The 26,128-nt window shown below is 64.3% G+C and carries 26 protein-coding genes; 23 read left to right on the plus strand and 3 right to left on the minus strand.

The genetic code is table 11. The annotated features are described in order from the left end of the window. The first annotated feature begins 79 nt into the window (after nucleotides 1-79). The 10 genes from PIN01S_RS20625 to PIN01S_RS20665 all read left to right on the plus strand — a co-directional run bounded on the left by PIN01S_RS20625 (nucleotide 80) and on the right by PIN01S_RS20665 (nucleotide 7,759). Nucleotides 80-1,207, plus strand: a complete 1,128-nt coding sequence (locus PIN01S_RS20625; RefSeq protein ID WP_084338475.1) for a GNAT family N-acetyltransferase/peptidase C39 family protein — start codon at nucleotides 80-82, stop codon at nucleotides 1,205-1,207. A 94-nt stretch (nucleotides 1,208-1,301) separates the two neighbouring features. Continuing rightward, nucleotides 1,302-3,176 carry a di-heme-cytochrome C peroxidase gene (locus PIN01S_RS20630; RefSeq protein ID WP_084338477.1) on the plus strand — a complete coding sequence of 625 codons (1,875 nt, stop codon included), beginning with the start codon at nucleotides 1,302-1,304 and terminating at the stop codon, nucleotides 3,174-3,176. A gap of 52 nt (nucleotides 3,177-3,228) precedes the next feature. Beyond that, nucleotides 3,229-4,377, plus strand: coding sequence for a catalase family protein (locus PIN01S_RS20635; RefSeq protein WP_084338479.1), 1,149 nt, complete (start codon nucleotides 3,229-3,231; stop codon nucleotides 4,375-4,377). A 37-nt stretch (nucleotides 4,378-4,414) separates the two neighbouring features. Beyond that, on the plus strand, nucleotides 4,415-4,618 hold the full coding sequence (locus PIN01S_RS26535) for a hypothetical protein (RefSeq protein WP_139198635.1): 204 nt from the start codon (nucleotides 4,415-4,417) through the stop codon (nucleotides 4,616-4,618). 146 nt (nucleotides 4,619-4,764) lie between these two features. Next, entirely contained in the window at nucleotides 4,765-4,989 is a 225-nt protein-coding gene (locus tag PIN01S_RS20640; protein WP_497006645.1) for a DUF1652 domain-containing protein, read from the plus strand. Between the two features lie 190 nt (nucleotides 4,990-5,179). Beyond that, nucleotides 5,180-5,449, plus strand: a complete 270-nt coding sequence (locus PIN01S_RS20645) for a hypothetical protein (protein WP_084338483.1) — start codon at nucleotides 5,180-5,182, stop codon at nucleotides 5,447-5,449. A 130-nt stretch (nucleotides 5,450-5,579) separates the two neighbouring features. Next, nucleotides 5,580-5,864: a hypothetical protein gene (locus PIN01S_RS20650; protein WP_084338485.1), complete on the plus strand. Its 285-nt coding sequence runs from the start codon at nucleotides 5,580-5,582 to the stop codon at nucleotides 5,862-5,864. Between the two features lie 87 nt (nucleotides 5,865-5,951). After that, nucleotides 5,952-6,248 carry a DUF1652 domain-containing protein gene (locus tag PIN01S_RS20655; RefSeq protein WP_084338487.1) on the plus strand — a complete coding sequence of 99 codons (297 nt, stop codon included), beginning with the start codon at nucleotides 5,952-5,954 and terminating at the stop codon, nucleotides 6,246-6,248. 144 nt (nucleotides 6,249-6,392) lie between these two features. Then, nucleotides 6,393-6,602, plus strand: coding sequence for a hypothetical protein (locus tag PIN01S_RS20660; protein ID WP_084338489.1), 210 nt, complete (start codon nucleotides 6,393-6,395; stop codon nucleotides 6,600-6,602). Nucleotides 6,603-6,661: 59 nt separating this feature from the next. Then, nucleotides 6,662-7,759, plus strand: a complete 1,098-nt coding sequence (locus PIN01S_RS20665) for a DNA topoisomerase IB (protein ID WP_084338491.1) — start codon at nucleotides 6,662-6,664, stop codon at nucleotides 7,757-7,759. Here the strand turns inward: PIN01S_RS20665 and PIN01S_RS20670 are convergent. Continuing rightward, nucleotides 7,747-9,147, minus strand: a complete 1,401-nt coding sequence (locus PIN01S_RS20670) for a pectin acetylesterase-family hydrolase (protein ID WP_084338493.1) — start codon at nucleotides 9,145-9,147, stop codon at nucleotides 7,747-7,749. The two genes, PIN01S_RS20665 and PIN01S_RS20670, sit on opposite strands and share 13 nt — an antisense overlap. Nucleotides 9,148-9,554: 407 nt before the next feature. Between PIN01S_RS20670 and PIN01S_RS20675 the strand changes: the two genes are divergently transcribed. The 13 genes from PIN01S_RS20675 to nuoN all read left to right on the plus strand — a co-directional run bounded on the left by PIN01S_RS20675 (nucleotide 9,555) and on the right by nuoN (nucleotide 24,765). Continuing rightward, entirely contained in the window at nucleotides 9,555-9,965 is a 411-nt protein-coding gene (locus PIN01S_RS20675; protein WP_084338494.1) for an NADH-quinone oxidoreductase subunit A, read from the plus strand. Nucleotides 9,966-9,975: 10 nt separating this feature from the next. Next, nucleotides 9,976-10,650: a NuoB/complex I 20 kDa subunit family protein gene (locus tag PIN01S_RS20680; protein WP_084338496.1), complete on the plus strand. Its 675-nt coding sequence runs from the start codon at nucleotides 9,976-9,978 to the stop codon at nucleotides 10,648-10,650. A gap of 43 nt (nucleotides 10,651-10,693) precedes the next feature. Further along, the gene (gene nuoC, locus PIN01S_RS20685; RefSeq protein ID WP_084338498.1) at nucleotides 10,694-12,475 is read left to right on the plus strand and encodes an NADH-quinone oxidoreductase subunit C/D; all 1,782 of its coding nucleotides are present in this window, start codon (nucleotides 10,694-10,696) and stop codon (nucleotides 12,473-12,475) included. Nucleotides 12,476-12,477: 2 nt separating this feature from the next. Further along, complete coding sequence (gene nuoE / locus PIN01S_RS20690; protein ID WP_084338500.1) at nucleotides 12,478-12,978, plus strand: NADH-quinone oxidoreductase subunit NuoE; 501 nt, start codon at nucleotides 12,478-12,480, stop codon at nucleotides 12,976-12,978. Continuing rightward, nucleotides 12,975-14,300 carry an NADH-quinone oxidoreductase subunit NuoF gene (gene nuoF / locus PIN01S_RS20695; RefSeq protein WP_084338502.1) on the plus strand — a complete coding sequence of 442 codons (1,326 nt, stop codon included), beginning with the start codon at nucleotides 12,975-12,977 and terminating at the stop codon, nucleotides 14,298-14,300. The genes nuoE and nuoF overlap by 4 nt, the downstream gene beginning before the upstream one ends. A gap of 73 nt (nucleotides 14,301-14,373) precedes the next feature. Then, nucleotides 14,374-17,079, plus strand: a complete 2,706-nt coding sequence (nuoG, locus tag PIN01S_RS20700; RefSeq protein ID WP_084338504.1) for an NADH-quinone oxidoreductase subunit NuoG — start codon at nucleotides 14,374-14,376, stop codon at nucleotides 17,077-17,079. Further along, nucleotides 17,076-18,065, plus strand: coding sequence for an NADH-quinone oxidoreductase subunit NuoH (gene nuoH, locus PIN01S_RS20705; RefSeq protein WP_084338506.1), 990 nt, complete (start codon nucleotides 17,076-17,078; stop codon nucleotides 18,063-18,065). Before nuoG ends, nuoH begins: the two co-directional genes overlap by 4 nt. 10 nt (nucleotides 18,066-18,075) lie before the next feature. Continuing rightward, nucleotides 18,076-18,621, plus strand: coding sequence for an NADH-quinone oxidoreductase subunit NuoI (nuoI, locus tag PIN01S_RS20710; RefSeq protein ID WP_084338508.1), 546 nt, complete (start codon nucleotides 18,076-18,078; stop codon nucleotides 18,619-18,621). Nucleotides 18,622-19,036: 415 nt separating this feature from the next. Continuing rightward, nucleotides 19,037-19,537, plus strand: coding sequence for an NADH-quinone oxidoreductase subunit J (gene nuoJ / locus PIN01S_RS20715; RefSeq protein WP_084338510.1), 501 nt, complete (start codon nucleotides 19,037-19,039; stop codon nucleotides 19,535-19,537). 3 nt (nucleotides 19,538-19,540) lie between these two features. Next, on the plus strand, nucleotides 19,541-19,849 hold the full coding sequence (gene nuoK, locus PIN01S_RS20720) for an NADH-quinone oxidoreductase subunit NuoK (RefSeq protein WP_084338512.1): 309 nt from the start codon (nucleotides 19,541-19,543) through the stop codon (nucleotides 19,847-19,849). Next, nucleotides 19,846-21,687 carry an NADH-quinone oxidoreductase subunit L gene (gene nuoL / locus PIN01S_RS20725; RefSeq protein WP_084338514.1) on the plus strand — a complete coding sequence of 614 codons (1,842 nt, stop codon included), beginning with the start codon at nucleotides 19,846-19,848 and terminating at the stop codon, nucleotides 21,685-21,687. The genes nuoK and nuoL overlap by 4 nt, the downstream gene beginning before the upstream one ends. Nucleotides 21,688-21,752: 65 nt before the next feature. Beyond that, nucleotides 21,753-23,285, plus strand: a complete 1,533-nt coding sequence (nuoM, locus tag PIN01S_RS20730; RefSeq protein WP_084338516.1) for an NADH-quinone oxidoreductase subunit M — start codon at nucleotides 21,753-21,755, stop codon at nucleotides 23,283-23,285. Nucleotides 23,286-23,292: 7 nt separating this feature from the next. Continuing rightward, entirely contained in the window at nucleotides 23,293-24,765 is a 1,473-nt protein-coding gene (nuoN, locus tag PIN01S_RS20735) for an NADH-quinone oxidoreductase subunit NuoN (RefSeq protein ID WP_084338518.1), read from the plus strand. A gap of 6 nt (nucleotides 24,766-24,771) precedes the next feature. Here the strand turns inward: nuoN and PIN01S_RS20740 are convergent, their stop codons facing one another. After that, on the minus strand, nucleotides 24,772-25,833 hold the full coding sequence (locus tag PIN01S_RS20740) for an AI-2E family transporter (RefSeq protein WP_084338520.1): 1,062 nt from the start codon (nucleotides 25,831-25,833) through the stop codon (nucleotides 24,772-24,774). A 114-nt stretch (nucleotides 25,834-25,947) separates the two neighbouring features. Next, a partial coding sequence (locus tag PIN01S_RS27045) for a hypothetical protein (protein ID WP_218024721.1) occupies nucleotides 25,948-26,128 on the minus strand: 181 nt, incomplete at its 5' end.

Below are 26,128 nucleotides of genomic sequence, written 5' to 3' on the forward strand. Positions count from 1 at the left end.
TCGGCCCTCAGCGCCAATACTCGGCCTTAGGGTCGATCGACATGGCCCGTCCTTTCCGGATGCAGGTGCAGTCCCGTCCATGAAACTCGATTTGCGCCCCGCCACCAGCGAGGATCTGTCCGCATTGGTGGAGTTGGAAAACCGCTGCTTTGAAATAGACCGACTGTCACGGCGAAATTTCCAATGGATGATCAACCGCGCCCACGCCAGCCTCATCGTCGCGGAAGGCGATGCCGGGGTGCTCGGCTACGCCCTGGTGTTGTTCCACCAGGGCACGTCGCTGGCGCGGCTCTACTCCATCGCCGCCGATCCCCGTGCGCGCGGCATCGGACTCGGCCAGCGCCTGCTGGATGCCGCCGAGAACGCCGCCCGCGAACACGATTGCGCCTATCTGCGACTCGAGGTGCGGCCGGACAACCGTACTGCCATCGCCCTCTACGAGCGCAACGGTTACCGTCCCTTCGCCACGGTCAGCGATTACTACGAGGATCACAGCGAAGCCCTGCGCTTCGAGAAACGCATCCACCAGCTCAGCGCGAGCAGGCGGCGGCTCGCACCCTTTTACCGGCAAACCACCGAGTTCACCTGCGGCCCGGCCTGCCTGATGATGGCCATGGCGGCGCTCGACTCCAGCTATCGGATGACACGCCGTGACGAATTGCGCCTCTGGCGCGAGGCCACCACCATCTATATGACTGCCGGACACGGCGGCTGCAGCCCGCACGGCCTTGCCCTGGCCGCCTGGCGACGGGGCTTCCGGGTCGGCCTGCAAGTGAATGTGAGAGGGCCGCTGTTCCTCGACGGCGTACGCAGCGAGGAGAAACGCGCGGTGATGCGGGTGGTACACGAGGACTTCTGCTCCGAGCTGGAGCAAAGCGGCGTCGAGGACCTGCGCGGCGGTCCGCTGGACATCCCCGCCCTCCTCGCCGCCGGCGGCAAGCCGCTGGTCTTGATCAGCAGCTACCGCCTGACCCGCTCGAAAGCCCCGCATTGGATTCTGGTCACGGATTGCGACGAGGATTTCATTTATCTACATGACCCCGACGTCGACCACAGCCTGCACCGCCAACCCCTGGATTGCCAGCACGTGCCTGTCAGCCACGGGGAATTCGAAAAAATGAGCCGCTTCGGCCGCAGCAAACTGCGCGCGGCCGTCGTGCTCTACAAGGGCGAACAGGAGCGTGACCAATCGCCCACTAAGAAATAGAGATATGTCACACTGATAGCATATTGCCAATCACTCTAAAGCTTGGCATAAACGTTCGCCATTGAATCCAAGAAGGCTACAAGGAAGTAATCTGATGCGTATTCTTCGTCGCGCCCTTCTGTCGATCCTTCTGATCGCGCTGGCCGTGCTGGCCGTCGTGCTGTACTACGTCGCCAACCCCAATCTGCCCACCTACCAGCGCCCCGAGCAGCTTCACTATCTGGACCAGTGGAGCCCGCAAGCCCGTCAGACCTACTACTACACGCCCCAGGGCACCCAGGTGAAAGGCCTGCGCTACGAGTGGTTCACCGCGCTCGAACTGCCCTTCTCCCGCGAGCGCTTCGCTACCCCGGAATACCTGGCGCGTTTCGGCTTCCTGATCGATCCCCAGCAGAAGCCCAGCGAAATGAACCCCGGCAACCTGCCGGTCGGTTTCGCCCGTCATCAGGATGACGAAACCGGGATCAATTACCTGGATGTCACCTGCTCGGCCTGCCATACCGGCGAGCTGCGCTACAACGGCCAGGCCGTGCGTATCGACGGCGGCTCCGCGCTGCACTCGCTGGCCTCCACCGTTCCGACCCTGCGCGGCGGCAGCTTCGGCCAGGCGCTGGGCATGAGCATGGCCTTCACCTACTACAACCCGCTGAAATTCAGGCGTTTCGCCGAGACGGTACTCGGCGATGAGTATCCCGAGGGCAAGGACCAGCTGCGCACCGACTTCAAGGCCGTGCTGGACCGCCTGCTCGGCCAGGCCTGGAACGATACCCATCGGGGGCTCTACCCCACCGAGGAAGGCTTCGGCCGCACCGACGCCTTCGGCCGTATCGCCAATACCGTGTTCGGCGACGCCATCGATCCCGCCAACTATCGGGTGGCCAATGCACCGGTGAGCTACCCGCAGGTCTGGGATATCTGGAAATTCGACTGGGTGCAGTGGAACGGTTCGGCCATGCAGCCGATGGCACGCAACATCGGCGAGGCCCTGGGTGTCGGGGCCCCTCTGCGTCTGTTCGAAGAGAACGGCCACACCCTACCGGTCGACCAGCGCTACCCGTCCGGGGTGCGTCTGAACGATCTCTACACCGTGGAAGAGACCCTCAAGCAGCTCAAGCCGCCGACCTGGCCGGAAGAGGTGCTCGGCAAGGTCGATCTGCGCCTGGCCAGCCAGGGCCGTGCCCTGTTCACGGAAAACTGCGCCTATTGCCACGCTCCCGATCCCAAGCCGGTCGAGGAGCGCCTCGCGCCGAGCCGCGACCCGGAATGGAAGATGCGCATCGTGCCGACACGCATCGTCGGCACCGACCCGACCACCGCCGACAACATCGCCGATCACCGTTTCGACATCCGCAAGCTGGGCTGGACCAAGGCCGAGCTGAGCAAGCTGGACGTCCATCTGTACGGCTCCAGCCTCGACGAAGTCGACTTCTCGAACATCTCCAGCGCCAAGGGCCTGGCCTATCTCACCGCCTACGTGGAAGACCGGGCCTACCGGGATGCCGGTATTTCCCCCGCGCGCCAGCAGGTCATGAACGGCTTCGGCATGGATATCGGCGTACAGGAAAAACGCGGCTACAAGGCGCGTCCCCTGCATGGCATCTGGGCAACGCCGCCATTCCTGCACAACGGCTCGGTGCCCAACCTGTTCCAGCTCCTCTCCCCGGTTTCCGAGCGCGCCAGCGAATTCTGGGTCGGCAGCTTCGAGTTCGATCCCAAGCAGGTGGGCTTCCGTACCGAGAAATTCGACGGCGGCTTCCTGTTCCGCACTTCGGTCACCGGCAATGGCAACGGCGGCCACGAATTCCGCGACGGCTGCCGCCAGGACGGGGTGATCGGACGCGCCTTGGCGCCCGAAGAGCGCTGGGCGCTGATCGAGTACCTCAAGGTGCTGGGTGACGAGCGCCTGGAGAATCAGTTGGAGTCGATCGAGCCGAAACCCTGGAGCCCGGGACCGAACTGCCCGGGCTGACCCACCCCATCAACCGATTCGACGGAACGATAACGACAAGAGGGATCGCCCCATGCTCACACGCTTCTGGCTCTGGCTCGGCCGCCTGCTCGGCAAACTCTTGCTGGTCCTGCTGCTCGTCGGCCTGCTCGGCTGGGGAGTCGGCGAAGCCTATTACAGTTGGAAATTCTCCGGCCCGGTGTCCGCCGAAGAACAGATTCCGCCGGGCGAAGCGGCCATGACCCGGGGCATCATCGAAGACGCCATCCGCATCGTCGAACAGCACCGCGACAATACCCGCGTCCTGCGCGATGCCCATGCCAAGGCTCATGGCTGCGTCAAGGCCGAGGTCCGGGTGCTGGACAATCTCGACCCGGATCTGCGCCACGGCGTACTGGCCGAACCCGGGAAGACCTGGCAGGCGTGGATGCGCCTGTCCAACGGCAACGCCTACCCGCAGTTCGACAACTTGCGCGACGCCCGCGGCATGGCCATCAAGCTGCTCGACGTACCCGGCGAGAAACTACTGCCGCTCTCCGCCCACGCCGGCGAACAGGACTTCGTGATGTTCAACCATCCAGTGTTCTTCGTGCGCGACGTGGCCGAATACAAGCAGAACTTCGCCGCCCAGGCCGACGGCAAGAAGGTCCTGGCGTTCTTCCCCGGCTGGGACCCGCGCACCTGGGAAATCCGCCACCTGATCATCGCCCTGAAGACCCTGGCACCGCCGCCGGACAGCCCGACCCTGGCGACCTACAACTCCATCGCCCCGTTCAAGCTCGGCCCGCACAACATCAAGTACCGTGTGGTTCCCGCACCGGAGAACTGCCCGGCCTATGAGCTGCCGAAGCAGAACACGGACTTGCCCAACTTCCTGCGCAACGCGCTCTACCAGCAACTCTCGCTGGACCGGGTGCCGGCCTGTTTCGCCCTCCAGATCCAGCGACAGAAGCCTGAGCACTACATGCCCATCGAAGACACCAGCGTGGAATGGGACGAAGCCCTTTCGCCCTTCGAGACCGTCGCCACCCTCCAGGTGCCGGCGCAGGACTTCGATAGCCGCGAGCAGAACCTGTTCTGCGACAATCTCTCGTTCAACCCCTGGCACGCCTTGCCGGAGCATCGCCCGATCGGGGGCATCAACCGCCTGCGCAAGGCGGTGTACCAGGCCGTCAGTGTCTATCGGCACCAGCGGAACCAAGCCATCCCCAACCCGCCGTGAACCCCTGCTCGCTCCGCCTGAATGGAGCGAGCAGGCGGTGCCCCTGGTCAGCTCGTTCAGCAAGCCGAGCGGCGGATTAGACGGTGCCGAAGCCTTCCAGCCCCAGGCACCTCGTAAACGGTCGTTTTACGCCACCATTTCGCCATACAGCCACAGCTTCCAGCCCATGCAGGCTGTGGCTTTAGGCCATCTTTCCGCCAAAAAAATTTCGTCAGAAAAGCGCGAAAAACGTCTCACGTAAAGCGGCACAATGCTACAGTCACCCAAACCAGTGGTCAGGCTAGCTCCCTCTCCCTGAACATACTGGGCCGAGGAACCGCGGTCCTTTCTTTGCGTTGCCCATAGGACTGCCCGTTGAACAGACTCCCTTTCGCCAAAGCGCTCGAGTTGATGAAGCTTCATTTCCATCCGTTCGGATTCGAAGCTACCCTTGAAACCCCCACCAGCCTCCTCGTCCGCGTCTTCGATCTGACTACCGGCGACACCCTGCTGACCGTGACGGGCATTCGCTGCTCGACGACACCCAGCCTGGATGACGTGGAACGCATCATCCGCACCGTCGAATCCGATCTCGAAGTCATTCTCGAAGACCGCTTCCCCCGCGCCATGTAAGGCGGGCCGACCTGTTCCGCGCGCGGCCTCGTCGCGCGCTAACAGTTCGATCTTTCAGCAATACGACAAGCACGATTATTTTTGCGACGCCCTGTGACTTTGGGGTCAGGTCTCTCCATCCATATGCGTAACTGGCCGCCGATGACGGCGGCCCGTCCATGATTGGGCACACCTACGGAGAATCCGACCCATGAACGCCCCGCTCCGTGTCAACGAAGCACTCTTGATTGCAGGCCGCGCTTTCCAACCGTTCCAGTGCGTGGCCTGGGCGCCGCAAGACGGCAACGGCGAACTCAACCTGAGCGTCATCGACCGCACCTGCAACCGCTTGCTGGGCCGCAACCGGATCTCCCGCAGCATCTATTCCGACCCGCAACGCCTGGCCGAAATCCTTCGGGAAGCCCGCCAGGAGCTGTGCCAGGAAGGCTTCAGCCTCGCTCCCTGGCAGATGCCCGAGTGAAGCGTCTACGCTGACAGGAGAAAGGCCGGGGATTGGTCACCCGGCCTGCTCTCGATGGCTCCACTTCGGCAATACCGACCGATCCGTCCGATTCGGGGTCTATCGAAAAGACGCTGAAAAGGAGACCGTCATGAAAGGTGCCGAAGCCTATGTGAACGACCAGTGGCAGACTTGCGGCCTGAACGATCTGCCTCAAGGCCCCGGACCGCTGGACGTCACCCTGCATTTCGCCATTCCTGGCGACACTCAGTTCACCGGCCTGCTCAACCACATCTGCGAAGTCGCCGAGCGCCACCTGTGCGAGGCCTATCCGGGACGCAGCGTGCATCACCAACCCATTGTCGGCTCGGTCGTCGGCGATGGCAGTGGCAACGGCATCGTGCTCCATTACCGGATCGGCCCTGCCGCCGAGTGACATCGAGCCGAGCGACGACGAACTCCAAGCGCGCCCGCTGTCTACTTTTGGAGAGCGCTCCGATCTCGCCGCGCACAGGAGAACAGCATGGCAACCCCTTCTTTCACCCTCGACGAGGCCATGAGCATCGCCAGCCAGGCATTCCTGCCGTATCGCTGCGTGACGTTGCCGCATGCCGAGGATGCGAGTTTCGCCATGCGCATTCACGATGATGCCGACCGGGAAATCCTCTCGGTTCCGCACGTGGCCCGCTCGCAGTACTCCGACCCGGTTCGCCTGGCCGGCATGCTGGAGCAGGCGCGACTCGACCTGAGCAAGGACGGCTACAGCCTGCTGCCCTGGTCCATGCCCTTCCAGCCGGACCTGGTCTTCGTCAACCACTGACGGTTGCGTGCTGACAATCGGGTCGAACTGGTGCCCGCCCGTATCGGTCATTAGCAATGACGCCGGACATCCTGGCGCCGCGTGAGCCGAGGTCACGTTGTCCATATGGCCACGTTGTCCATATCCAGCGCAAAGGAGAACAGAATGCTTGGTGATCACTCCGAACTGCTGCAGCACCTCAACACCGCACGCAAGCATGCCGATCAGGCGGAAACCCAGAACAATCCCGCGCTGTATCGGGAAGCCATCGATGAACTGGTAGTGGCTGTAGAGCTGTTGGCGCGCAACACGCCGGAACTGGAGGGCGAAATCCGCAAGGCCGCTTCCGAGCCGGAACTGCCCGCCTTCAAATAGCACCGGAGCCCGGCGCCGTCCCCGGCGCACCGGGCTCGCCCCATTCGCAGGGAGACCGCATGCGCTTCGACAGCGATGCTGCGACACCGGCCCTCCGCAGCCCTCTTCCCACTGCAACGGAAGAACCGGAGGCCCCCTCCGATCCCCTCTTGCCACCGGACCTCCACTACGTCGACGACAGCCAGCCCGGCATTCGCCGGCGTTCGTTGCGCGGCCGGTTCATCTATGTCGATGCTCGAGGAGAGCGCATCCGCGATGCCGACGAGATCCGCCGGATCGAGCGCTTGGCGATTCCCCCGGCCTATCGCGACGTCTGGATCTGCAGCGATCCGCAAGGCCACCTGCAAGCCACCGGCCGCGATGCACGCGGCCGCAAGCAGTACCGCTACCACCCGCGCTGGCGGGAAATCCGCGACGCCAACAAGTATGGGCGGATGCTCCAGTTCGGCCACAGCCTGCCGGCCCTGCGCGCGCAGATCGAAAAGCACCTGGCCCTGCGCAGCCTGTGCCGGGAAAAAATCATGGCCACAGTGGTCGCGCTGCTCGATGCCACGTTGATCCGCATCGGCAATCCGCAGTACGCCCGCGACAACCGTTCCTACGGCCTGACCACCCTGCGCAACCGCCATGTCGAGGTGAAAGGCGCCTCCATTCACTTCCGCTTCCGCGGCAAGAGCGGCGTCGAACACCGCCTCCGCCTCGATCACCCGCGACTGGCGCGGGTCATGCGGCGCTGTCGGGAGCTGCCCGGCCAGCACCTGTTCCAGTACCTGGACGATCAGGGAGAGCGCCGCGCGGTGACGTCCACCGACGTCAACGCCTACCTGCGGGAAATCAGCGGCGCCGACTTCACCGCCAAGGATTACCGAACCTGGGCCGGCAGCGCCCTCGCACTGGCCCGGCTCCGTGAGCAACCCTGGGAGCCTGAAAGCGAGGCGCGGAAGAATCTGGTGGAGACGGTCAAGGTGGTGGCCAAGACCCTCGGCAACACCCCGGCCGTCTGCCGCAAATGCTATATCCATCCCAACCTGCTGGACGCCTTCGGCCGAGGCGAACTGGCCCGTCTGCCGAAAGCGCGCAAGCGCAAATGGCTGAGCACCGAGGAAGTCGCCCTGCTGCGCTTCCTCGAACGGCACGTTGAGGCTCAGAGCAACTGATCCAGCACGTAATACAGCAGGTTGAACGGCTTCTGCCGGTCGGCCTGGTCGCTGGTTTCGGAAGCATCCAACACCGGGCCGCTGCCATCGAGCACGCTGCTGACGAAATCGTCCAGCTCCAGGTTCTGCTCCTGGATATCCGCATTGGCGAACTCGATGATGCTGGTGCAGTGGCTTTCGTTGACCGCCCGGTACTGCGGGAAGTAGCCGCCGAAGTTGCTCAGGTTGGCCAGTTCGTTGCGCAGCCGACCGGTGTCCACGTCCCAGCGGCCATGGATCAGCGCGTGCTTCGTTGCCTGGTCCGGCGCGTTGATGATGTCGGGATAGAAGCGCTCGTAGGAGTAGGACGAGTAGTTCAGGTCCTTCCAGAAATGGGTGTGCCCCATGCGGTCCCCCGGCAGGTTGGCTGACAGCGCTGGATACAGGGTGCCGAGGTCATTGGGGTTCAACCCCGGCAGGCGACTCTGCAAGTAGGGCAGCGGTCCGGCGTCCAGTCCCCAGGCCTGGCGAATGAAGCCCTGCAGCGGCAGCGATGGATAGTCCTGTGGATTGCTGCCGGCGATGGCGCTGAACACCGGACCGGAATCGTCGATGAGAAAGCCGCGGTCCGGCGCGATGTCCTGGCGGATCGCCGCATGGTTGGTCAGGCTGCCCGCTCCGCCGGCGCTGCAGCCGGTGGTGAGCATCTGGGTCGGACGCTGCAGGTTGTCCTTCAGCCAGCCGACCACCGCGCGCACGTTGCGCAACCCGTTGTGATGCCAGACCAGAGGCTGCTGCTCCGGGTTCTGCGGGTCCTGGTAGATCGCCACGCGGTCGCCGGAATAGATGTCCCCGGTGCAGTAAGGCACATAGACCATGTTCCAGTTCTGTGTCTTTACCCGGGTCCAGGGATGCAGGCGCACGACGAAGGGGCTGACCAGGCTGGCGCCCGGATTCAGCAGGGCCATGTAGTCGTCGGGAATGCCGTTCGGGTTGCGCGCACCGCGGATACCGCCCTGCCCGCTGCAGCTGGGGTAGTCCCAGCAGGCACCGCCGCCCTCCAGATAGATGATGGTGTTGCGTGTGTTCGGCACGCGGTTGACGAAGAACTTGTAGGGTGAGCCGTTGCCGCAGACCGCGCCGGTCTGCGGCGCCAGTTGGACGGTCTGCCAGGCGTAGTAGCTGCCCGGGCGGAAGCCGCTGTCGAAACCGGCGGGGTTGGCCAGCAGCGGATACGGCCCGAGCCGTTGCGCCGGCGTGACCGGGCTGTCCGCCGCCGGGGGCGAGACCAGGTTGATCATCGTTTGCCAGACGCTGTAGTCCCCCGGTTCGGCGCGTAGCGACGCAAATGGAAGCAGCAGCAACGGCAGAACGAAAGCGGACAAGCGGAACGGCTTGGCAGCAGGCATGGCGAATCCCTCATCTTGTCGTTATGCAGGGTCGACATGCCACAGGCAGCGGCTACCGCGCAGACCCGGGTTTCTCTCCTTGGAAGGCAAATGGCAGGCCGGAGATTTTAGTACGTTAGTACAGCTTAAAAGTCGAAAAATACCGTTTGGCTATAGCGCACCACCTCCCGGGAAACACCGGGTTATGGCGGTGGCAGCCCATGCGAGCCCCGCAAAACCATGCTGCAACGCCTCGCAACCGCTCTATATCAGGGGCCTCGCGGGCATAGACCCGAGCAAATTTTTCTCGGCAAAAAATTTCCTTACCCGGAAAGGCCCGCCTACACTCGAATTGACTCAACCGTTAAGAAACCGATTAGCGTCACCACGATCAAAGAAAAACCGTCCGTTGCCCAAGGAGCATCGGCATGCCTGATGTGGCCAGTTTGTCCCATCACTGGGGCTTTGCAGTTTTTCTTCTGGGGGTCTTCGGCCTCTGTGCGTTCATGCTCGGCGTCTCCAGCCTGCTGGGCAGCAAGGCCTTCGGCCGCAGCAAGAACGCCCCCTTCGAATCCGGGATCGTTCCCACCGGCGGCGCCCGCCTGCGCCTGTCGGCCAAGTTCTACCTGGTCGCGATGTTGTTCGTGATCTTCGACGTGGAAGCCCTGTTTCTCTTCGCCTGGGCCGTTTCCGTACGGGAAAGCGGCTGGGCCGGCCTCATCGAGGCAAGCATTTTCATAGCCATTCTGCTGGCGGGTCTTGTCTATCTCTGGCGCATCGGAGCCCTCGACTGGTCTCCCGAGTCGCGCCGCAGACGGCAGGCGAAGCTCAAACCTTGAGGCGTGGGTAATGCAATACAAACTCACCAGGATCGATCCGAACGCAGCCAACGCGCAGTACCCGATCGGTGAACGGGAGACCGTGCCCGACCCGCTGGAAAGCCAGGTCCACCGCAACGTGTTCATGGGCAAGCTGGAAGAGGTGCTGCACGGCGCGGTGAACTGGGGGCGCAAGAATTCCCTGTGGCCGTACAACTTCGGCCTGTCCTGCTGCTACGTGGAAATGACCACGGCGTTCACCGCTCCCCACGATATCGCCCGCTTCGGCGCCGAGGTGATCCGCGCCTCACCGCGCCAGGCCGATTTCATGGTCATCGCCGGCACCTGCTTCATCAAGATGGCGCCGGTCATCCAGCGCCTCTACGAGCAAATGCTGGAACCCAAGTGGGTGATTTCCATGGGCTCGTGCGCCAACTCCGGCGGCATGTACGACATCTACTCGGTGGTCCAAGGAGTCGACAAGTTCCTCCCGGTGGATGTTTACGTGCCCGGCTGCCCGCCCCGCCCGGAAGCCTTCCTGCAGGGCCTTATGCTGCTCCAGGAATCGATCGGCGAGGAACGCCGGCCGCTGTCCTGGGTGGTCGGGGACCAGGGCATCTACCGCGCCGAAATGCCGTCGCAACGCGAGCAGCGGCGCGAGCAGAGGATCAAGGTCACCCAGTTGCGCAGCCCCGACGAAGTCTGAGCCGGGACCGGCTCCTCACGACGCTGACCGGAAGCAGGTATCCATGACGTCTAGCAGCGCATTGCACACACCGCCGTACCCAGCCTCACCGCCCGACGTGGTGGCCGAGTTGAGCGCCCGTTTCGGCGCCGAGACTTTCATCGTCCAGGCCACCCGCACCGGCATGCCGGTGCTCTGGGTGCCGCGCGAGCAGTTGATCGAGGTACTGCGCTTCCTCCGCCAATTGCCGCAGCCCTACGTCATGCTCTACGACCTGCACGGTGTCGACGAGCGCCTGCGCACCCAGCGCCGGGGGCTGCCCGAGGCGGACTTCAGCGTCTTCTACCACCTGCTCTCGGTGGAACGGAACAGTGACGTGATGATCAAGGTCGCCCTCGCCGAGAACGACCTGTCGCTGCCCAGCGCCATGGCCATCTGGCCCAACGCCAACTGGTACGAGCGGGAAGTCTGGGACATGTACGGCATCCGCTTCGACGGCCATCCGCACCTAGTCCGCATGCTGATGCCGCCGACCTGGGAAGGCCACCCGCTGCGCAAGGACTACCCGGCGCGCGCCACCGAGTTCGATCCCTACAGCCTGTCCGCCGCCAAGCAGGACCTGGAGCAGGAAGCCCTGCGCTTCAAGCCGGAAGACTGGGGCATGCAGCGCCATGGCGAGCACGAGGACTTCATGTTCCTCAACCTGGGCCCGAACCACCCCTCCGCCCACGGCGCCTTCCGCATCATCCTGCAACTGGACGGCGAGGAGATCGTCGATTGCGTGCCGGAAATCGGCTACCACCATCGCGGCGCCGAGAAAATGGCCGAGCGCCAGTCCTGGCACAGCTTCATCCCCTACACCGACCGCATCGACTACCTCGGCGGGGTGATGAACAACCTGCCCTACGTGCTGGCAGTGGAGAAGCTCGCCGGCATCAAGGTGCCGAGCCGGGTCGACTTCGTCCGCGTGATGATGGCCGAATTCTTCCGCATCCTGAATCACCTGCTGTACCTGGGTACCTACATCCAGGACGTCGGCGCCATGACGCCGGTGTTCTTCACCTTCACCGATCGCCAGCGCGCCTACCAGGTGGTCGAGGCCATTACTGGCTTCCGCATGCACCCGGCCTGGTTCCGCATCGGCGGCGTGGCCCACGACCTGCCGCGCGGCTGGGACCGGCTGGTGCGCGAGTTCCTCGACTGGATGCCCAAGCGCCTGGCCGAGTATGAGAAGGCCGCGCTGAAGAACAGCATCCTGCGCGGCCGGACCATCGGTGTGGCCCGCTACAACACCCAGCAGGCCCTGGAATGGGGCGTCACCGGCGCCGGCCTGCGCGCCACCGGCTTCGACTATGACATCCGCAAGGTCCGCCCCTACTCCGGTTACGAGCACTTCGAATTCGAGGTGCCCCTGGCCGCCAATGGCGATGCCTACGACCGCTGCCTGGTGAAAGTCGGCGAGATGCGCGAAAGCCTGCGCATCATCGAGCAGTGCCTGAACAACATGCCCGAGGGCCCGTTCAAGGCCGACCACCCGCTGACCACTCCGCCGCCGCGCGAACGCATGCTGGAGCACATCGAGACCCTGATCACCCACTTCCTGCAGGTCTCCTGGGGTCCGGTGATGCCAGCCAACGAAGCCTTCCAGATGATCGAGGCGACCAAGGGCATCAACAGCTACTACCTGATCAGCGACGGCAGCACCATGAGCTACCGCACGCGCATCCGCACGCCCAGCTTCCCGCACCTGCAACAGATTCCTGCGGTGATCCGCGGCAGCATGGTGTCGGATCTTATCGCCTACCTGGGCAGCATCGATTTCGTAATGGCCGACGTGGACCGCTGACCATGAGCCAGAACAGCCTGATCCAGACCGACCGCTTCACCCTCAGCACCGCCGAGCGCGCGGCCATCGAGGCCGAGATGCACCACTACGAGGATGCCCGCGCGGCGTCCATCGAGGCGCTGAAGATCGTCCAGCAGCAGCGCGGCTGGGTGCCGGATGGCGCCATTCCGGCCGTGGCCGAGGTGCTGGGTATCCCGGCCAGCGACGTCGAGGGCGTCGCCACCTTCTACAGCCAGATCTTCCGCCAGCCGGTGGGCCGCCACGTCATCCGCCTGTGCGACAGCATGGTCTGCTACATCAACGGCCACGAGACGATCCAGGCCGCGCTGGAGAAAGAGCTTGGCATCGGCCTCGGCCAGACCACGCCCGACGGCCGCTTCACCCTGCTGCCGGTGTGCTGCCTGGGCAACTGCGACAAGAGCCCGACGCTGATGGTGGACGACGACACCCACAGCCATCTGGACGCCTCGGCCATCGCCCGGCTGCTGGAGGCCTACCCATGAGCTGCGTGTCGTTCTCCACGGCCAACCGGGTGCCGCGAAGCGCGGAAACCCATCCGCTGACCTGGCGCCTGCGCGACGACGGCGAACCGGTCTGGCTGGACGAGTACCAGGCGCGGGACGGCTACAGTGCCGCGCGCAAGGCGCTGACCACTCAGAGCCCGGACGAGATCGTCCAGCAGGTCAAGGACGCGGGGCTCAAGGGCCGGGGCGGCGCCGGCTTCCCCACCGGGGTGAAGTGGGGGCTGATGCCCAAGGACGAATCGCTGAACCTGCGTTACCTGCTGTGCAACGCCGACGAAATGGAGCCGAACACCTACAAGGACCGGCTGCTGATGGAGCAACTGCCGCACCTGCTGATCGAGGGCATGCTGATCAGCGCGCGGGCGCTCAAGGCCTACCGTGGCTACATCTTCCTGCGTGGCGAATACGTCGACGCGGCGCGCACCCTCCGCCGGGCGGTGGAAGAAGCCCGGGCGGCGGGGTTGATCGGGCGCAACATTCTCGGCTCGGGTTTCGACTTCGAGCTGTTCGTGCACACCGGAGCCGGACGCTACATCTGTGGCGAAGAAACCGCGCTGATCAACTCCCTCGAAGGACGCCGCGCCAATCCGCGCTCCAAGCCGCCGTTCCCCGCCGCCGTCGGCGTCTGGGGCAAGCCGACCTGCGTGAACAACGTGGAAACCCTGTGCAACGTGCCGGCGATCATCGGCAACGGGGTGGACTGGTACAAGGCCCTCGCCCGGCCCGGCAGCGAAGACATGGGCACCAAGCTGATGGGATTCTCCGGCAAGGTGAAGAACCCCGGCCTGTGGGAGCTGCCGTTCGGCATCAGCGCCCGCGAACTGTTCGAGGAATACGCCGGCGGCATGCGCGACGGCTATCGCCTGAAAACCTGGCAACCCGGCGGGGCCGGCACCGGCTTCCTGCTGCCGGGACATCTGGACACTCCGCTCTACGCAGCCGGCGTCGCCAAGGTCGGCACCCGCATGGGTACCGGGCTGGCCATGGCGGTGGACGAGACGGTCAACATGGTCGGCCTGCTGCGCAACATGGAGGAATTCTTCTCCCGTGAGTCCTGCGGCTTCTGCACGCCCTGCCGCGACGGGCTGCCGTGGAGCGTGAAGCTGTTGCGCGCACTGGAGCGCGGCGAAGGCCAGCCCGGCGACATCGAGATTCTGGAGCAGCTGTGCGACTTCCTCGGCCCCGGCAAGACCTTTTGCGCCCACGCACCGGGCGCGGTGGAGCCGCTGGCCAGTGCGATCAAGTATTTCCGACCGGAGTTCGAAGCCGGCATCGCCCGGCTGGAGGCGGTCGGCGTGTAAAGCGGGGCCCCTCCGCACGGAGGGAATACGAATGACGGCCCGCGATGCGGGCCCTACGACGAAACCGGGAACCATGGCCACGATCCACGTAGACGGTAAATCGTTCGAAGTCGACGGAGCGGACAACCTGCTGCAGGCCTGCCTGTCGCTGGGGCTGGACATCCCCTACTTCTGCTGGCACCCGGCGCTGGGCAGCGTGGGCGCCTGCCGTCAGTGCGCGGTCAAGCAGTTCAGCGACGAGAACGACAAGCGCGGCCGCCTGGTGATGTCCTGCATGACCCCGGCCAGCGACAACACCTGGATCTCCATCGACGACGAAGAGGCCAAGGCCTTCCGCGCCAGCGTGGTGGAGTGGCTGATGACCAACCACCCACACGACTGTCCGGTATGCGAGGAAGGCGGCCACTGCCACCTGCAGGACGTCACCGTGATGACCGGCCACAACCGCCGGCGCTACCGCTTCGCCAAGCGCACCCACGAGAACCAGGACCTCGGCCCCTTCATCGCCCACGAGATGAACCGCTGCATCGCCTGCTACCGCTGCGTGCGCTACTACAAGGACTACGCCGGCGGCACCGACCTCGGTGTGTTCGGCGCCCACGAGAACGTCTACTTCGGCCGGATCGAGGATGGCGTGCTGGAAAGCGAGTTCTCCGGCAACCTCACCGAGGTCTGCCCGACCGGTGTGTTCACCGACAAGACCCATTCCGAACGCTACAACCGCAAGTGGGACATGCAGTTCGCCCCGAGTATCTGCCACGGCTGCTCGTCCGGCTGCAACATCAGTCCCGGCGAGCGCTACGGCGAGCTGCGCCGCATCGAGAACCGCTACAACGGCTCGGTGAACCACTACTTCCTCTGTGACCGCGGCCGCTTCGGCTACGGCTACGTCAACCGCCCCGACCGTCCGCGGCAGCCGCTGATCGATGGCCGCACCCTGGGTCTCGACGCGGCGGTGGACAAGGCTGCCGAGCTGCTTGCCGGCAAGCGGGTGATTGGCATCGGCTCGCCACGCGCCAGCCTGGAAAGCAACTTCGCCCTACGCGAACTGGTCGGCGAAGCGAATTTCTCCTGTGGTATCGGCGCCGCCGAACTTGAACTCCTGCGACTGACCCTCGACGTCCAGCGCAACAGCCCGCTGCCCATCGCCTCGATCCGCGAGATGGAGGACCACGACGCCGTCTTCGTGCTCGGTGAGGACCTGACCCAGACCGCCGCGCGTATCGCCCTGGCCCTGCGTCAGACAGTCAAGGGCAAGGCCGAAGCCATGGCCGCCGCGATGAAACTGCAGCCCTGGCTGAACGCGGCGGTGCAGAACATCGGCCAGCACGCCTTGTACCCGTTGTTCATCGCCAGCCTGGCCGCAACCCGCCTCGACGACGTGGCCGAGGAATGCGTGCACGCCGCGCCGGAGGACCTCGCCCGCCTCGGCTTCGCCGTGGCCCATGCGCTGGACGATCAGGCTCCGGTAGTGACTGGCCTGGAGCCGGAAGCCGAAGCGCTGGCCCGACGTATCGCCGATACCTTGCTGGCGGCGCAACGGCCGCTGCTGGTCTCGGGCATGTCCCTCGGCAGTGCGGCGCTCATCGAGGCTACCGCCAACATCGCCAAAGCCCTGCACCGGCGCGGCAAGGCGGGCTCGATCAGCCTGGTCGTCCCGGAAGCCAACAGCCTGGGGCTGGCCCTGCTCGGTGGCGTCTCGCTGGACGAAGCCTTGCAACGTTTGAGCGATGGCCATGTCGATGCCTTGGTGGTGCTGGAAAACGACCTGTACCGGCGTGCCGGTCAGGCCCAGGTGGACGCTGCCCTGCAAGCGACTCGCTCGCTGATCGTGGCCGATCACCAGCGCACCGCCACCGCCGAGCGCGCCCACCTGCTGCTACCGGCCGCCAGCTTCGCCGAAGGCGATGGCACCCTGGTTAGCCAGGAAGGCCGCGCACAACGCTTTTTCCAGGTATTCGACCCGGCCTACTACGACGCCGGTAATCTGATCCGGGAAAGCTGGCGCTGGCTGCACGCCGTGCACAGCACGCTGCAAGGCAAACCAGTGGACTGGACCCAGCTCGACCAGGTCACCGATGCTTGCGCCAATGCGCTACCGGCCCTGGCCGGCATCCGCGACGCAGCACCCAAGGCCAGCTTCCGCATCCGCGGCCTCAAGCTGGCGCGCGAACCGCACCGCTACAGCGGCCGCACCGCCATGCGCGCCAATATCAGCGTGCACGAGCCACGCACACCGCAGGACAGCGACACGCCCTTCGCCTTCTCCATGGAGGGCTACGCCGGCGCCGCGCTGCCGCGCCAGCAGATCCCGTTTGCCTGGGCGCCGGGCTGGAACTCGCCGCAGGCCTGGAACAAGTTCCAGGACGAGGTGGGCGGCCACCTGCGCGCCGGCGATCCGGGGATACGCCTGATCGAGCCCCAGGGCGATGGCATTGGCTGGTTCACCGCGCCGGCCGCCTTCGAACCCCAGCCCGGCCGCTGGCGGGTGGTCCCGCTCCATCACCTGTTCGGCAGCGAGGAAACCTCCGCGCGTGCCGCGCCGATCCAGGAGCGCATGTGCGCAGCCTATGTGGCGTTGTCCGAAGCCGATGCAGCCCGCCTTGGCGTGAACGACGGCACCTGGCTCAGCCTGACCCTCGACGGCCGGACGCTGCGCCTGCCGCTGCGCATCACCCAGGAACTGAGCGAGGGGCTGGTCGGACTGCCTGCCGGCTTCGACGGCATTCCGCCTCTCGCCGGCCAATGGGCAGCCGACCTGCAGGAGGCTGCGCAATGAGCTGGCTGACTGCTGATGTCGTCGCCGTGCTGGTGGCCGCGCTCAAGGCCATCGCCATCCTGCTGGTGGTGGTGGTCACCGGCGCTCTACTGAGCTGGGTGGAGCGACGCCTGCTCGGGCTCTGGCAGGACCGCTATGGGCCCAACCGGGTGGGTCCGTTCGGTGCCTTCCAACTCGGTGCGGACATGATCAAGATGTTCTTCAAGGAAGACTGGACACCGCCGTTCGCCGACCGACTGATCTTCACCCTGGCCCCTATCGTCGCCATGAGCGCGCTGCTGATCGCCTTCGCCGTGGTACCGGTGACGCCGACCTGGGGCGTCGCCGACCTGAACATCGGTCTGCTGTTCTTCTTCGGCATGGCCGGACTGGCGGTCTACGCGGTGCTCTTCGCCGGCTGGTCGAGCAACAACAAGTTCGCCCTGCTCGGCGCCCTGCGCGCTTCGGCGCAGACACTCTCCTACGAGGTATTCATGGGCCTGGCGCTGATGGGCGTGGTGGCCCAGGCCGGCTCCTTCAATATGCGCGACATCGTCCAGGCCCAGGCGGATGGCGTGTGGTTCATCATTCCGCAGTTCCTCGGCTTCGCCACCTTCTTCATCGCCGGCGTCGCGGTGACGCACCGTCATCCGTTCGACCAGCCGGAAGCGGAGCAGGAGCTGGCCGACGGGTATCACATCGAATACGCCGGCATGAAATGGGGCATGTTTTTCGTCGGCGAGTACATCGGCATCATGCTCATCTCGGCGCTGCTGGTGACCTTGTTCTTCGGCGGCTGGCACGGACCGTTCGGCCTCCTGCCCTCGCTGTCCTTCGTCTGGTTCGCGCTGAAGACGGCGTTCTTCATCATGCTGTTCATCCTGCTGCGTGCTTCGGTGCCGCGGCCGCGCTACGACCAAGTGATGGCGTTCAGCTGGAAGGTTTGCCTGCCGCTGACCCTGATCAACCTGCTGGTGACCGGCGCCTTCGTGCTGGCTGCCCGCTGAGGAGACGGAGATGAAAGAAATCCTGCATGTTCTCCACGGCACCTACACCCAGTTGCGCAGCCTAGTGATGATCTTTTCCCACGCCTTTCGCAAGCGCGACACCCTGCAGTACCCGGAAGAGCCGGTGTACCTGCCTCCCCGCTACCGTGGCCGCATAGTGCTGACCCGCGACCCCGACGGCGAGGAGCGCTGCGTGGCCTGCAACCTCTGCGCGGTAGCCTGCCCGGTGGCCTGCATCTCCCTGCAGAAAGCGGAAAAGCCCGACGGCCGCTGGTACCCGGAGTTCTTCCGCATCAACTTCTCCCGCTGCATCTTCTGCGGCCTGTGCGAGGAAGCCTGCCCGACCAGCGCTATCCAGCTCACCCCTGACTTCGAGATGTGCGAGTACGACCGGCAGCAACTGGTGTACGAGAAGGAAGACCTGCTGATCTCCGGGCCGGGCAAGGACCACGGCTACAACTTCTACCGCGTGGCCGGCATGGCCATTGCCGGCAAGCCCAAGGGAGCGGCGAAGAGCGAGGCGGAGCCGGTGAATGTGAAGGGGTTGATGCCATGAGGCGGGCGATGGGTCTTGGTGTTTTGAGGTGGATAGTTGGATCGCGCGTGGCCGGGGCGATGCCGGGGTTCGTTCGAGGTAAGTCAGAGGTTCTTCGTATGCCGAAAGTCCGCCCCCTCACCCCAACCCTCTCCCCAGAGGGGCGAGGGGGTTGGTATGAGCACCCCGATAGCCCGATGTATGGCTTTTTTTGCACCTTCGGGCCCAACCAAGCAAAAGCCAGGTACAGATGGAACACCCCTACTCGGATACTCCCTCGCCCCTTTGGGGAGAGGGCTGGGGGCGCCCGGCGTAGGGTGAGGGGGCGGAGCATCGCCTTACACATAACCGAAGCCCCCATCCACCCACTACCCTGCTCATACCTGCAGGCGAGCGCCCATAAGCCCCACCCCGCCTCCACACCAAGGAGCGCCTGATGCAATTCGCCTTCTACTTCTCGGCCGGCATCGCCTTCCTCGCTACCTTACGGGTGATCACCCACACCAATCCGGTACATGCCCTGCTCTACCTGATCGTCTCGCTGCTGGCGGTGTCCATGTGCTTCTTCGCACTCGGCGCACCTTTCGCCGGGGTGCTGGAGATCATCGTCTACGCCGGGGCGATCATGGTGCTATTCGTCTTCGTAGTGATGATGCTCAACCTCGGCCAGGCGGCCATCGAGCAGGAACGCCGCTGGCTCCGTCCGGGTATGTGGGTCGGCCCGGCGCTGCTCTCCCTGCTGCTGTTCGGCGAGCTGGCCTGGGTATTGGCGAAAGGCTACCTGGGCACGCCGGCCGGACTGGAAACCGTCGATGCCAAGGCTGTCGGGATCAGCCTGTACGGCCCCTACCTGCTGGCGGTAGAGCTGGCCTCCATGCTGCTGCTCGCCGCACTGGTCGCGGCCTACCACCTCGGACGCCACGAGGCGAAGGAGTAAGCCATGCCTGGACTGCCCATGGAACACGGCCTCGCCGTCGCCGGTCTGCTCTTCAGCCTGGGGCTGGTCGGCCTGCTGGTACGGCGCAACATTCTGTTCGTACTGATGAGCCTGGAAATCATGATGAATGCCGCCGCCCTCGCCTTCGTCGTGGCCGGTAGTCGTTGGGCCCAGGCCGACGGCCAGATCATGTTCATCCTGGTGCTCAGCCTGGCTGCCGCCGAGGCCAGCATCGGGCTGGCGATCCTGCTTCAGCTCTATCGCCGTTTCGACACCCTGGATATCGACGCTGCCAGTGAGATGCGCGGATGAACCTGCTCTTTCTGACCATTGCCTTTCCCCTGCTCGGCTTCGTCGTCCTGGCGCTATCCCGTGGGCGTCTGCCGGAAAACCTCGCGGCGCTGATCGGCGTTGGTTCGGTGGGGCTGTCTGCGCTGGTAGCACTGTATGCCGGCTGGCAGTTCCTCGCAGCGGGTGGAGCGCCCCATGTCCAGATGCTCTGGCAATGGCTGGCGGTGGAAGGCTTCCGCCCGGCCGTCTCCCTGCACCTCGACGGGCTGTCGCTGACCATGCTCGGCGTGGTGACCGGCGTCGGCTTCCTGATCCACCTGTTCGCCTCCTGGTACATGCGCGGCGAGGAAGGCTATTCGCGCTTCTTCGCCTACATGAACCTGTTCGTCGCCAGCATGCTGTTCCTGGTTCTGGCCGATAACCTGCTGCTGCTTTATCTCGGCTGGGAGGGCGTGGGCCTATGCAGCTACCTGCTGATCGGCTTTTACTACCGCACCCCGGCCAACGGCGCGGCGGCGCTGAAGGCGTTCATCGTCACGCGGGTCGGCGATGTGTTCATGGCTATCGGCCTGTTCATCCTCTTCCACGCCCTCGGTACGCTGCACATCCAGGAACTGCTCAGCCTGGCGCCGCAACGTTTCGCCAGCGGCGATCCGCAACTCACCCTGGCGACCCTGCTGCTGCTCGGCGGCGCAGTCGGCAAGTCCGCGCAATTGCCGTTGCAGACCTGGCTGGCCGATGCCATGGCCGGTCCGACGCCGGTTTCCGCACTGATCCACGCGGCGACCATGGTGACCGCCGGCGTCTATCTGATCGCCCGCTGCCATGGCCTGTTCAGCCTGACGCCGACGACGTTGGAACTGGTCGGCATCGTCGGCGCAGTAACGCTGCTGCTGGCCGGCTTCGCCGCCTTGGTACAGACCGACATCAAGCGCATTCTCGCCTACTCCACCATGAGCCAGATTGGCTATATGTTCCTCGCCCTTGGCGTCGGCGCCTGGAGCGGCGCGATCTTCCATCTGATGACCCATGCCTTTTTCAAGGCCCTGCTGTTCCTCGCCTCCGGCGCGGTGATCGTTGCCTGCCACCATGAACAGAACATCTTCAAGATGGGCGGTCTGCGCCGGCCGCTGCCGCTGGCCTACGCCTGTTTCCTGGTCGGCGGCTCGGCACTGGCGGCGCTGCCGTTCATTACCGCCGGTTTTTACTCGAAGGATGAAATCCTCTGGGAAGCCTTCGCCAGCGGCCATCGGCCCCTGCTGTTGGCGGGCCTGATAGGCGCCTTCCTCACCTCGCTGTACACCTTCCGTCTGATCTTCATCGCCTTTCACGGCGAGGCGAAGACCGAGGCCCATGCCGGCCACGGCGTCAGCCACTGGCTGCCGCTGGGTGTGCTGCTGGTGCTGTCCACCTTCATGGGTGCGCTGATCCACCCACCGCTGGCCACGGTGCTGCCAGCCAGTGCGGGGGAAGCCGGCGGCGAGGCCAAGCACAGTCTGGAACTACTGTCCGGGGTGGTCGCGGTATCCGGCATCGTGTTGGCCGCCCTGCTCTTCCTCGGCCAACGGCGGTTCGTCGTGCGCCTCGCGGAGAGTGCGCCGGGCCGTTTATTCGCCGCCTGGTGGTATGCCGCCTGGGGCTTCGACTGGCTCTACGACAAGCTGTTCGTGCGGCCTTACTTACTGCTCTGCCGACTGCTCGGACGCGATCCGTTCGACCGTGGCATCACCCAGATCCCGAAGCTGGCAAAAGGCGGCAACCGGCTGATGAGCCAGACCGAAAGCGGTCGCTTGCGCTGGTATGCAGCCTCCCTCGCCGGCGGCGCGGTACTGCTGCTCGGCGCCCTGGCATTGGTGTAGGTACGAACATGGACCGGCGAGCGACCGCCATCGGCGACACGGACTGAATGGAGAACGAGCCCGAGATGATTCTGCCCTGGCTGATCCTGATCCCCTTCATCGGCGGCCTGCTCTGTTGGCAGGCCGAACGCTTCAGCCTCACCCTGCCGCGCTGGCTGGCACTGGCCACCATGGCCCTGGTGCTGCTGCTCGGCCTCTGGCTGTGGAGCCAGGGCGAATTCCACCTGGCGCCCACACCCGGCAGCGAGCAAGTCTGGGAGCTGGAGTTCAAGTACCCATGGATTCAGCGCTTCGGCATTAACCTGCATCTGGCCCTGGACGGCCTGTCGCTGCTGATGATCCTGCTTACTGGTCTGCTCGGTGTGCTCTCTGTGCTCTGCTCCTGGAAGGAAATCCAGAAGCACGTCGGCTTCTTTCACCTAAACCTGATGTGGATTCTCGGCGGCGTGATCGGCGTGTTCCTCGCCCTCGACCTGTTCCTGTTCTTTTTCTTCTGGGAAATGATGTTGGTGCCGATGTACTTCCTCATCGCGCTCTGGGGGCACAGTGCCGAGGATGGCCGCAGTTCTCGGATCAACGCGGCGACCAAGTTCTTCATCTTCACCCAGGCCAGCGGCCTGGTGATGCTAGTGGCGATCCTTGGGCTGGTGTTCGTCAACTTCAACGAAACCGGCGTGCTCACCTTCGATTATTCGCTGCTGCTGCAGGCCAATCTCGCTCCCGGTACCGAATACCTGCTGATGCTCGGCTTCTTCGTCGCCTTCGCGGTGAAGCTGCCGGTAGTACCGGTGCACTCCTGGCTGCCCGACGCCCACGCCCAGGCACCCACCGCCGGCTCGGTGGACCTCGCCGGCATCCTCCTGAAGACCGCCGCCTACGGCCTGTTGCGCTTCGCCGTGCCGCTGTTTCCCAACGCCTCGGCGGAATTCGCCCCGATCGCCATGTGGCTCGGTTTGCTCGGCATCGTCTACGGCGCCCTGCTGGCCTTCGCCCAGACCGACATCAAGCGGCTGGTGGCCTACACCAGCGTGTCGCACATGGGCTTCGTGCTGATCGGCATCTATTCCGGCAACCCGCTGGCGTTGCAGGGCGTGGTGGTGCAGATGGTCGCTCACGGTCTGTCCGCCGCCGCGCTGTTCATCCTCTGCGGCCAGCTCTACGAGCGCCTGCATACCCGCGACATGCGCCAGATGGGCGGGCTCTGGGGCCGGCTGAACTACCTGCCCGGGGTGATGCTGTTCTTCTCCGCCGCCTCCCTCGGCTTACCCGGCACAGGCAACTTCATCGGAGAGTTTCTCATCCTGCTGGGCAGTTTCCAGGTGGTTCCCTTGATCGCCGTCCTCGCCACCGGCGGGCTGGTATTGGCTTCGATCTACTCGCTGATCGTGATGCAGCGGGCTTTCTATGGCCCCGCCCACGACGAGACAACACTGGCCGGCCTCAACGGCCGCGAGTTGACCATGATGTTCAGCTTGATCGGACTGCTGGTTCTGCTCGGCCTCTATCCGCAGCCGTTGCTGGACACTTCGGCAGCCAGCATGCACGGCGTCCAGCAATGGCTGGGTGCGGCCTTCTCCCAACTGGTTTCGACCTGGTAGTTCGCGCATGGACCTGAGTACTTCCCACTTCGTCGCCCTGCTGCCCCTGCTGGTACTCTCCGCCACGATCGTCGTGGTGATGCTGGCCATTGCCTGGCGGCGGCATCACAGCCTGACCTTCATGCTCTCGGTGATCGGCCTGAATCTGGCCCTGCTGTCGATCATCCCAGCGCTACGAGTGGCACCGCTGGAGGTCACGCCACTGCTGCTGGTGGACCGCTTCGCCTGCTTCTACATGGCCCTGATACTGGTCGCCACCCTGGCTTGCCTCACTCTGGCCCACGCCTACCTCGGCGAGTCCGGCCGGTCCGGCTATCCCGGCAATCGTGAAGAGTTCTACCTGCTGATGCTGCTGGCGGCTGCCGGTGGCTTGGTATTGGTCAGCGCACAGCATCTGGCCGGATTGTTCATCGGCCTGGAACTACTATCGGTACCGACCTACGGATTGGTCGCCTACGCCTTCTTCAACCGGCGCTCGCTGGAGGCCGGCATCAAGTACATGGTGCTGTCCGCCGCCGGGTCGGCTTTCCCGCTGTTCGGCATGGCATTGCTCTACGCAGGTTCCGGCACGCTGGGTTTCGTTGGGGTCGGAGCAACGCTGGAAAGCGCCACTGGAACATCACCGCTGATCCAGATCGGCATGGGCATGCTGCTGGTCGGGTTGGCGTTCAAATTGTCCCTGGTGCCCTTCCACCTGTGGACGCCGGACGTCTACGAGGGTGCACCGGCGCCGGTCACCGCGTTCCTCGCCACAGCCAGCAAGGTGGCAGTGTTCGCCGCGCTGCTACGACTGTTCCAGCTCGCCCCGGCTGGCACCAACCCCTGGCTGCACGACCTGTTGGCACTGATCGCCATCGCCTCGATCCTGATCGGCAATCTGCTGGCTCTGCTGCAGAGCAACCTCAAGCGGCTGCTCGGTTACTCCTCCATCGCCCACTTCGGCTACCTGCTGGTGGCGCTGGTGGCCAGCCGGGGCCTGGCAGTGGAGGCGGTGGGCGTCTACCTACTGACCTACGTGCTCACCAGCCTCGGCGCGTTCGGCGTGATCACGCTCATGTCGACACCCTACAGCGGCCGCGACGCCGATGCCCTCTACGAATACCGAGGGCTGTTCTGGCGCCGTCCCTATCTGACCGCTGTGCTGACGGTAATGATGCTTTCACTCGCCGGCATCCCACTCACAGCCGGGTTCATCGGCAAGTTCTACCTGGTCGCGGTGGGTGTCGAGGCGCGGCTCTGGTGGCTGATCGGGGCATTGGTGCTGGGCAGCGCGATAGGCCTGTTTTACTACCTGCGGGTCATGGTGACACTGTTCCTGCTCGAACCCAACCTGCGCCGCCATGACGCGCCGTTCAACTGGGGGCAGCGGGCCGGGGGCATCATGCTGCTGGCGATCGCCGTGCTGGCATTCTTCCTTGGTGTCTACCCGCAACCACTGCTGGATCTGGCGCGTCAGGCCGGTATCGCCGCCCTCGGCTGAGGTAGGTCAGGATGTGATGATGCGGTCGTTCTTACCATCGGTGAACAGACCCCAGCAGGACACGAACAAGGCCGCGATCAGCGGGCCGATGACGAATCCGTTGAGGCCGAACAGGCTCAGCCCGCCGAGCGTGGAGATCAGCACCAGGTAGTCCGGCATGCGGGTGTCTTTACCCACCAGGATCGGCCGCAGGATGTTATCTACCAGGCCGATCACGCAGATCCCGAACAGTGCCAGCACCACGCCCTTCCACAACGCGCCGCTGAGCAGGAAGTACACCGCCACCGGTGCCCAGACCAGACCCGCGCCAATGGCCGGCAGCAGCGAAAGAAACGCCATCAGCACGCCCCAGAGCAAGGCGCTGGGGATACCCAGGATCATGAAGATCAATCCGCCCAGTGCCCCCTGGGCCGCTGCCACCACGATGTTACCCTTCACCGTGGCCCTCACCACGCGCGTGAATTTGCTGAACAACCGGCGCTTCTGCGCTTCGCTGAGGGGAATGGCGCGCTTGATCTGCCCACTCAGTTCGCCGCCGTCGCGGATGAAGAAGAACAGCAGATAGAGCATGACAAAGAAACCGACCACGAACTGGAAGGTGTCTTGGCCGAAATTGAACGCCTTGGTGGCAAGGAACTGGCTGCCCTGCAACGCCCCGCTGGACATCTTGTCACGCAGACTGCCGAGGTCACTCAGGCCGAGACGGTCGAGCATCTGGCGAATGGTCAACGGCAGCATATCCTTGATCTGCCCAAGGAAAGCACCGATATCCAGTTCCCCGCTTTCGATACGCTTGTAGAGACTGGCCCCTTCTTGCACCACAAGGCCGGTGACGATCAGCATCGGCACCACGGCCAGCAGTACGCAGACCGTCAGAGTGAGCAAAGCGCTCAAGTTGCGGCTGTGGAAGCGCCGATAGAGACGACGCTGGAGAGGTGCAAACAGTATGGCAAGTACCGCTGCCCAGAACACTGCACCAGAGAATGGCAGCAATACCCAACCGAATGCTACGGAAACCGCAACCAGCAGCAAAAGAAAGGTCTTGTGTTCCAGATTTGAATTAGGCATCGGACCCGCTACGGAAAGAGTGGCTCTCTCCGTTTAGTCAACGAACGCCCGAACGAGTGCCGAAACGGGAGCAGCGGAACGGCATGATCAGTGCCAGAGGTGCTCGGACGAGGCCTAAAAAGCGTTTGGCAAGGGGCTGTAGGAATAGCGTGCTCGACGGTGAAGGAACCGGAGCAGCGAAGAAAGACTGTTAGAAACGCCAAAGAATCGGCGAATACCCCATCGACTGTCGTGGCCTCCGCAGCCCTTGTTATCGGCAATACCCGTGTCGCTGTGTTTTTCCATGCGCAAAGAA

The organism is Pseudomonas indica NBRC 103045 (assembly GCF_002091635.1).
In the GTDB taxonomy this organism is placed as follows: Bacteria; Pseudomonadota; Gammaproteobacteria; order Pseudomonadales; family Pseudomonadaceae; genus Pseudomonas_M; species Pseudomonas_M indica.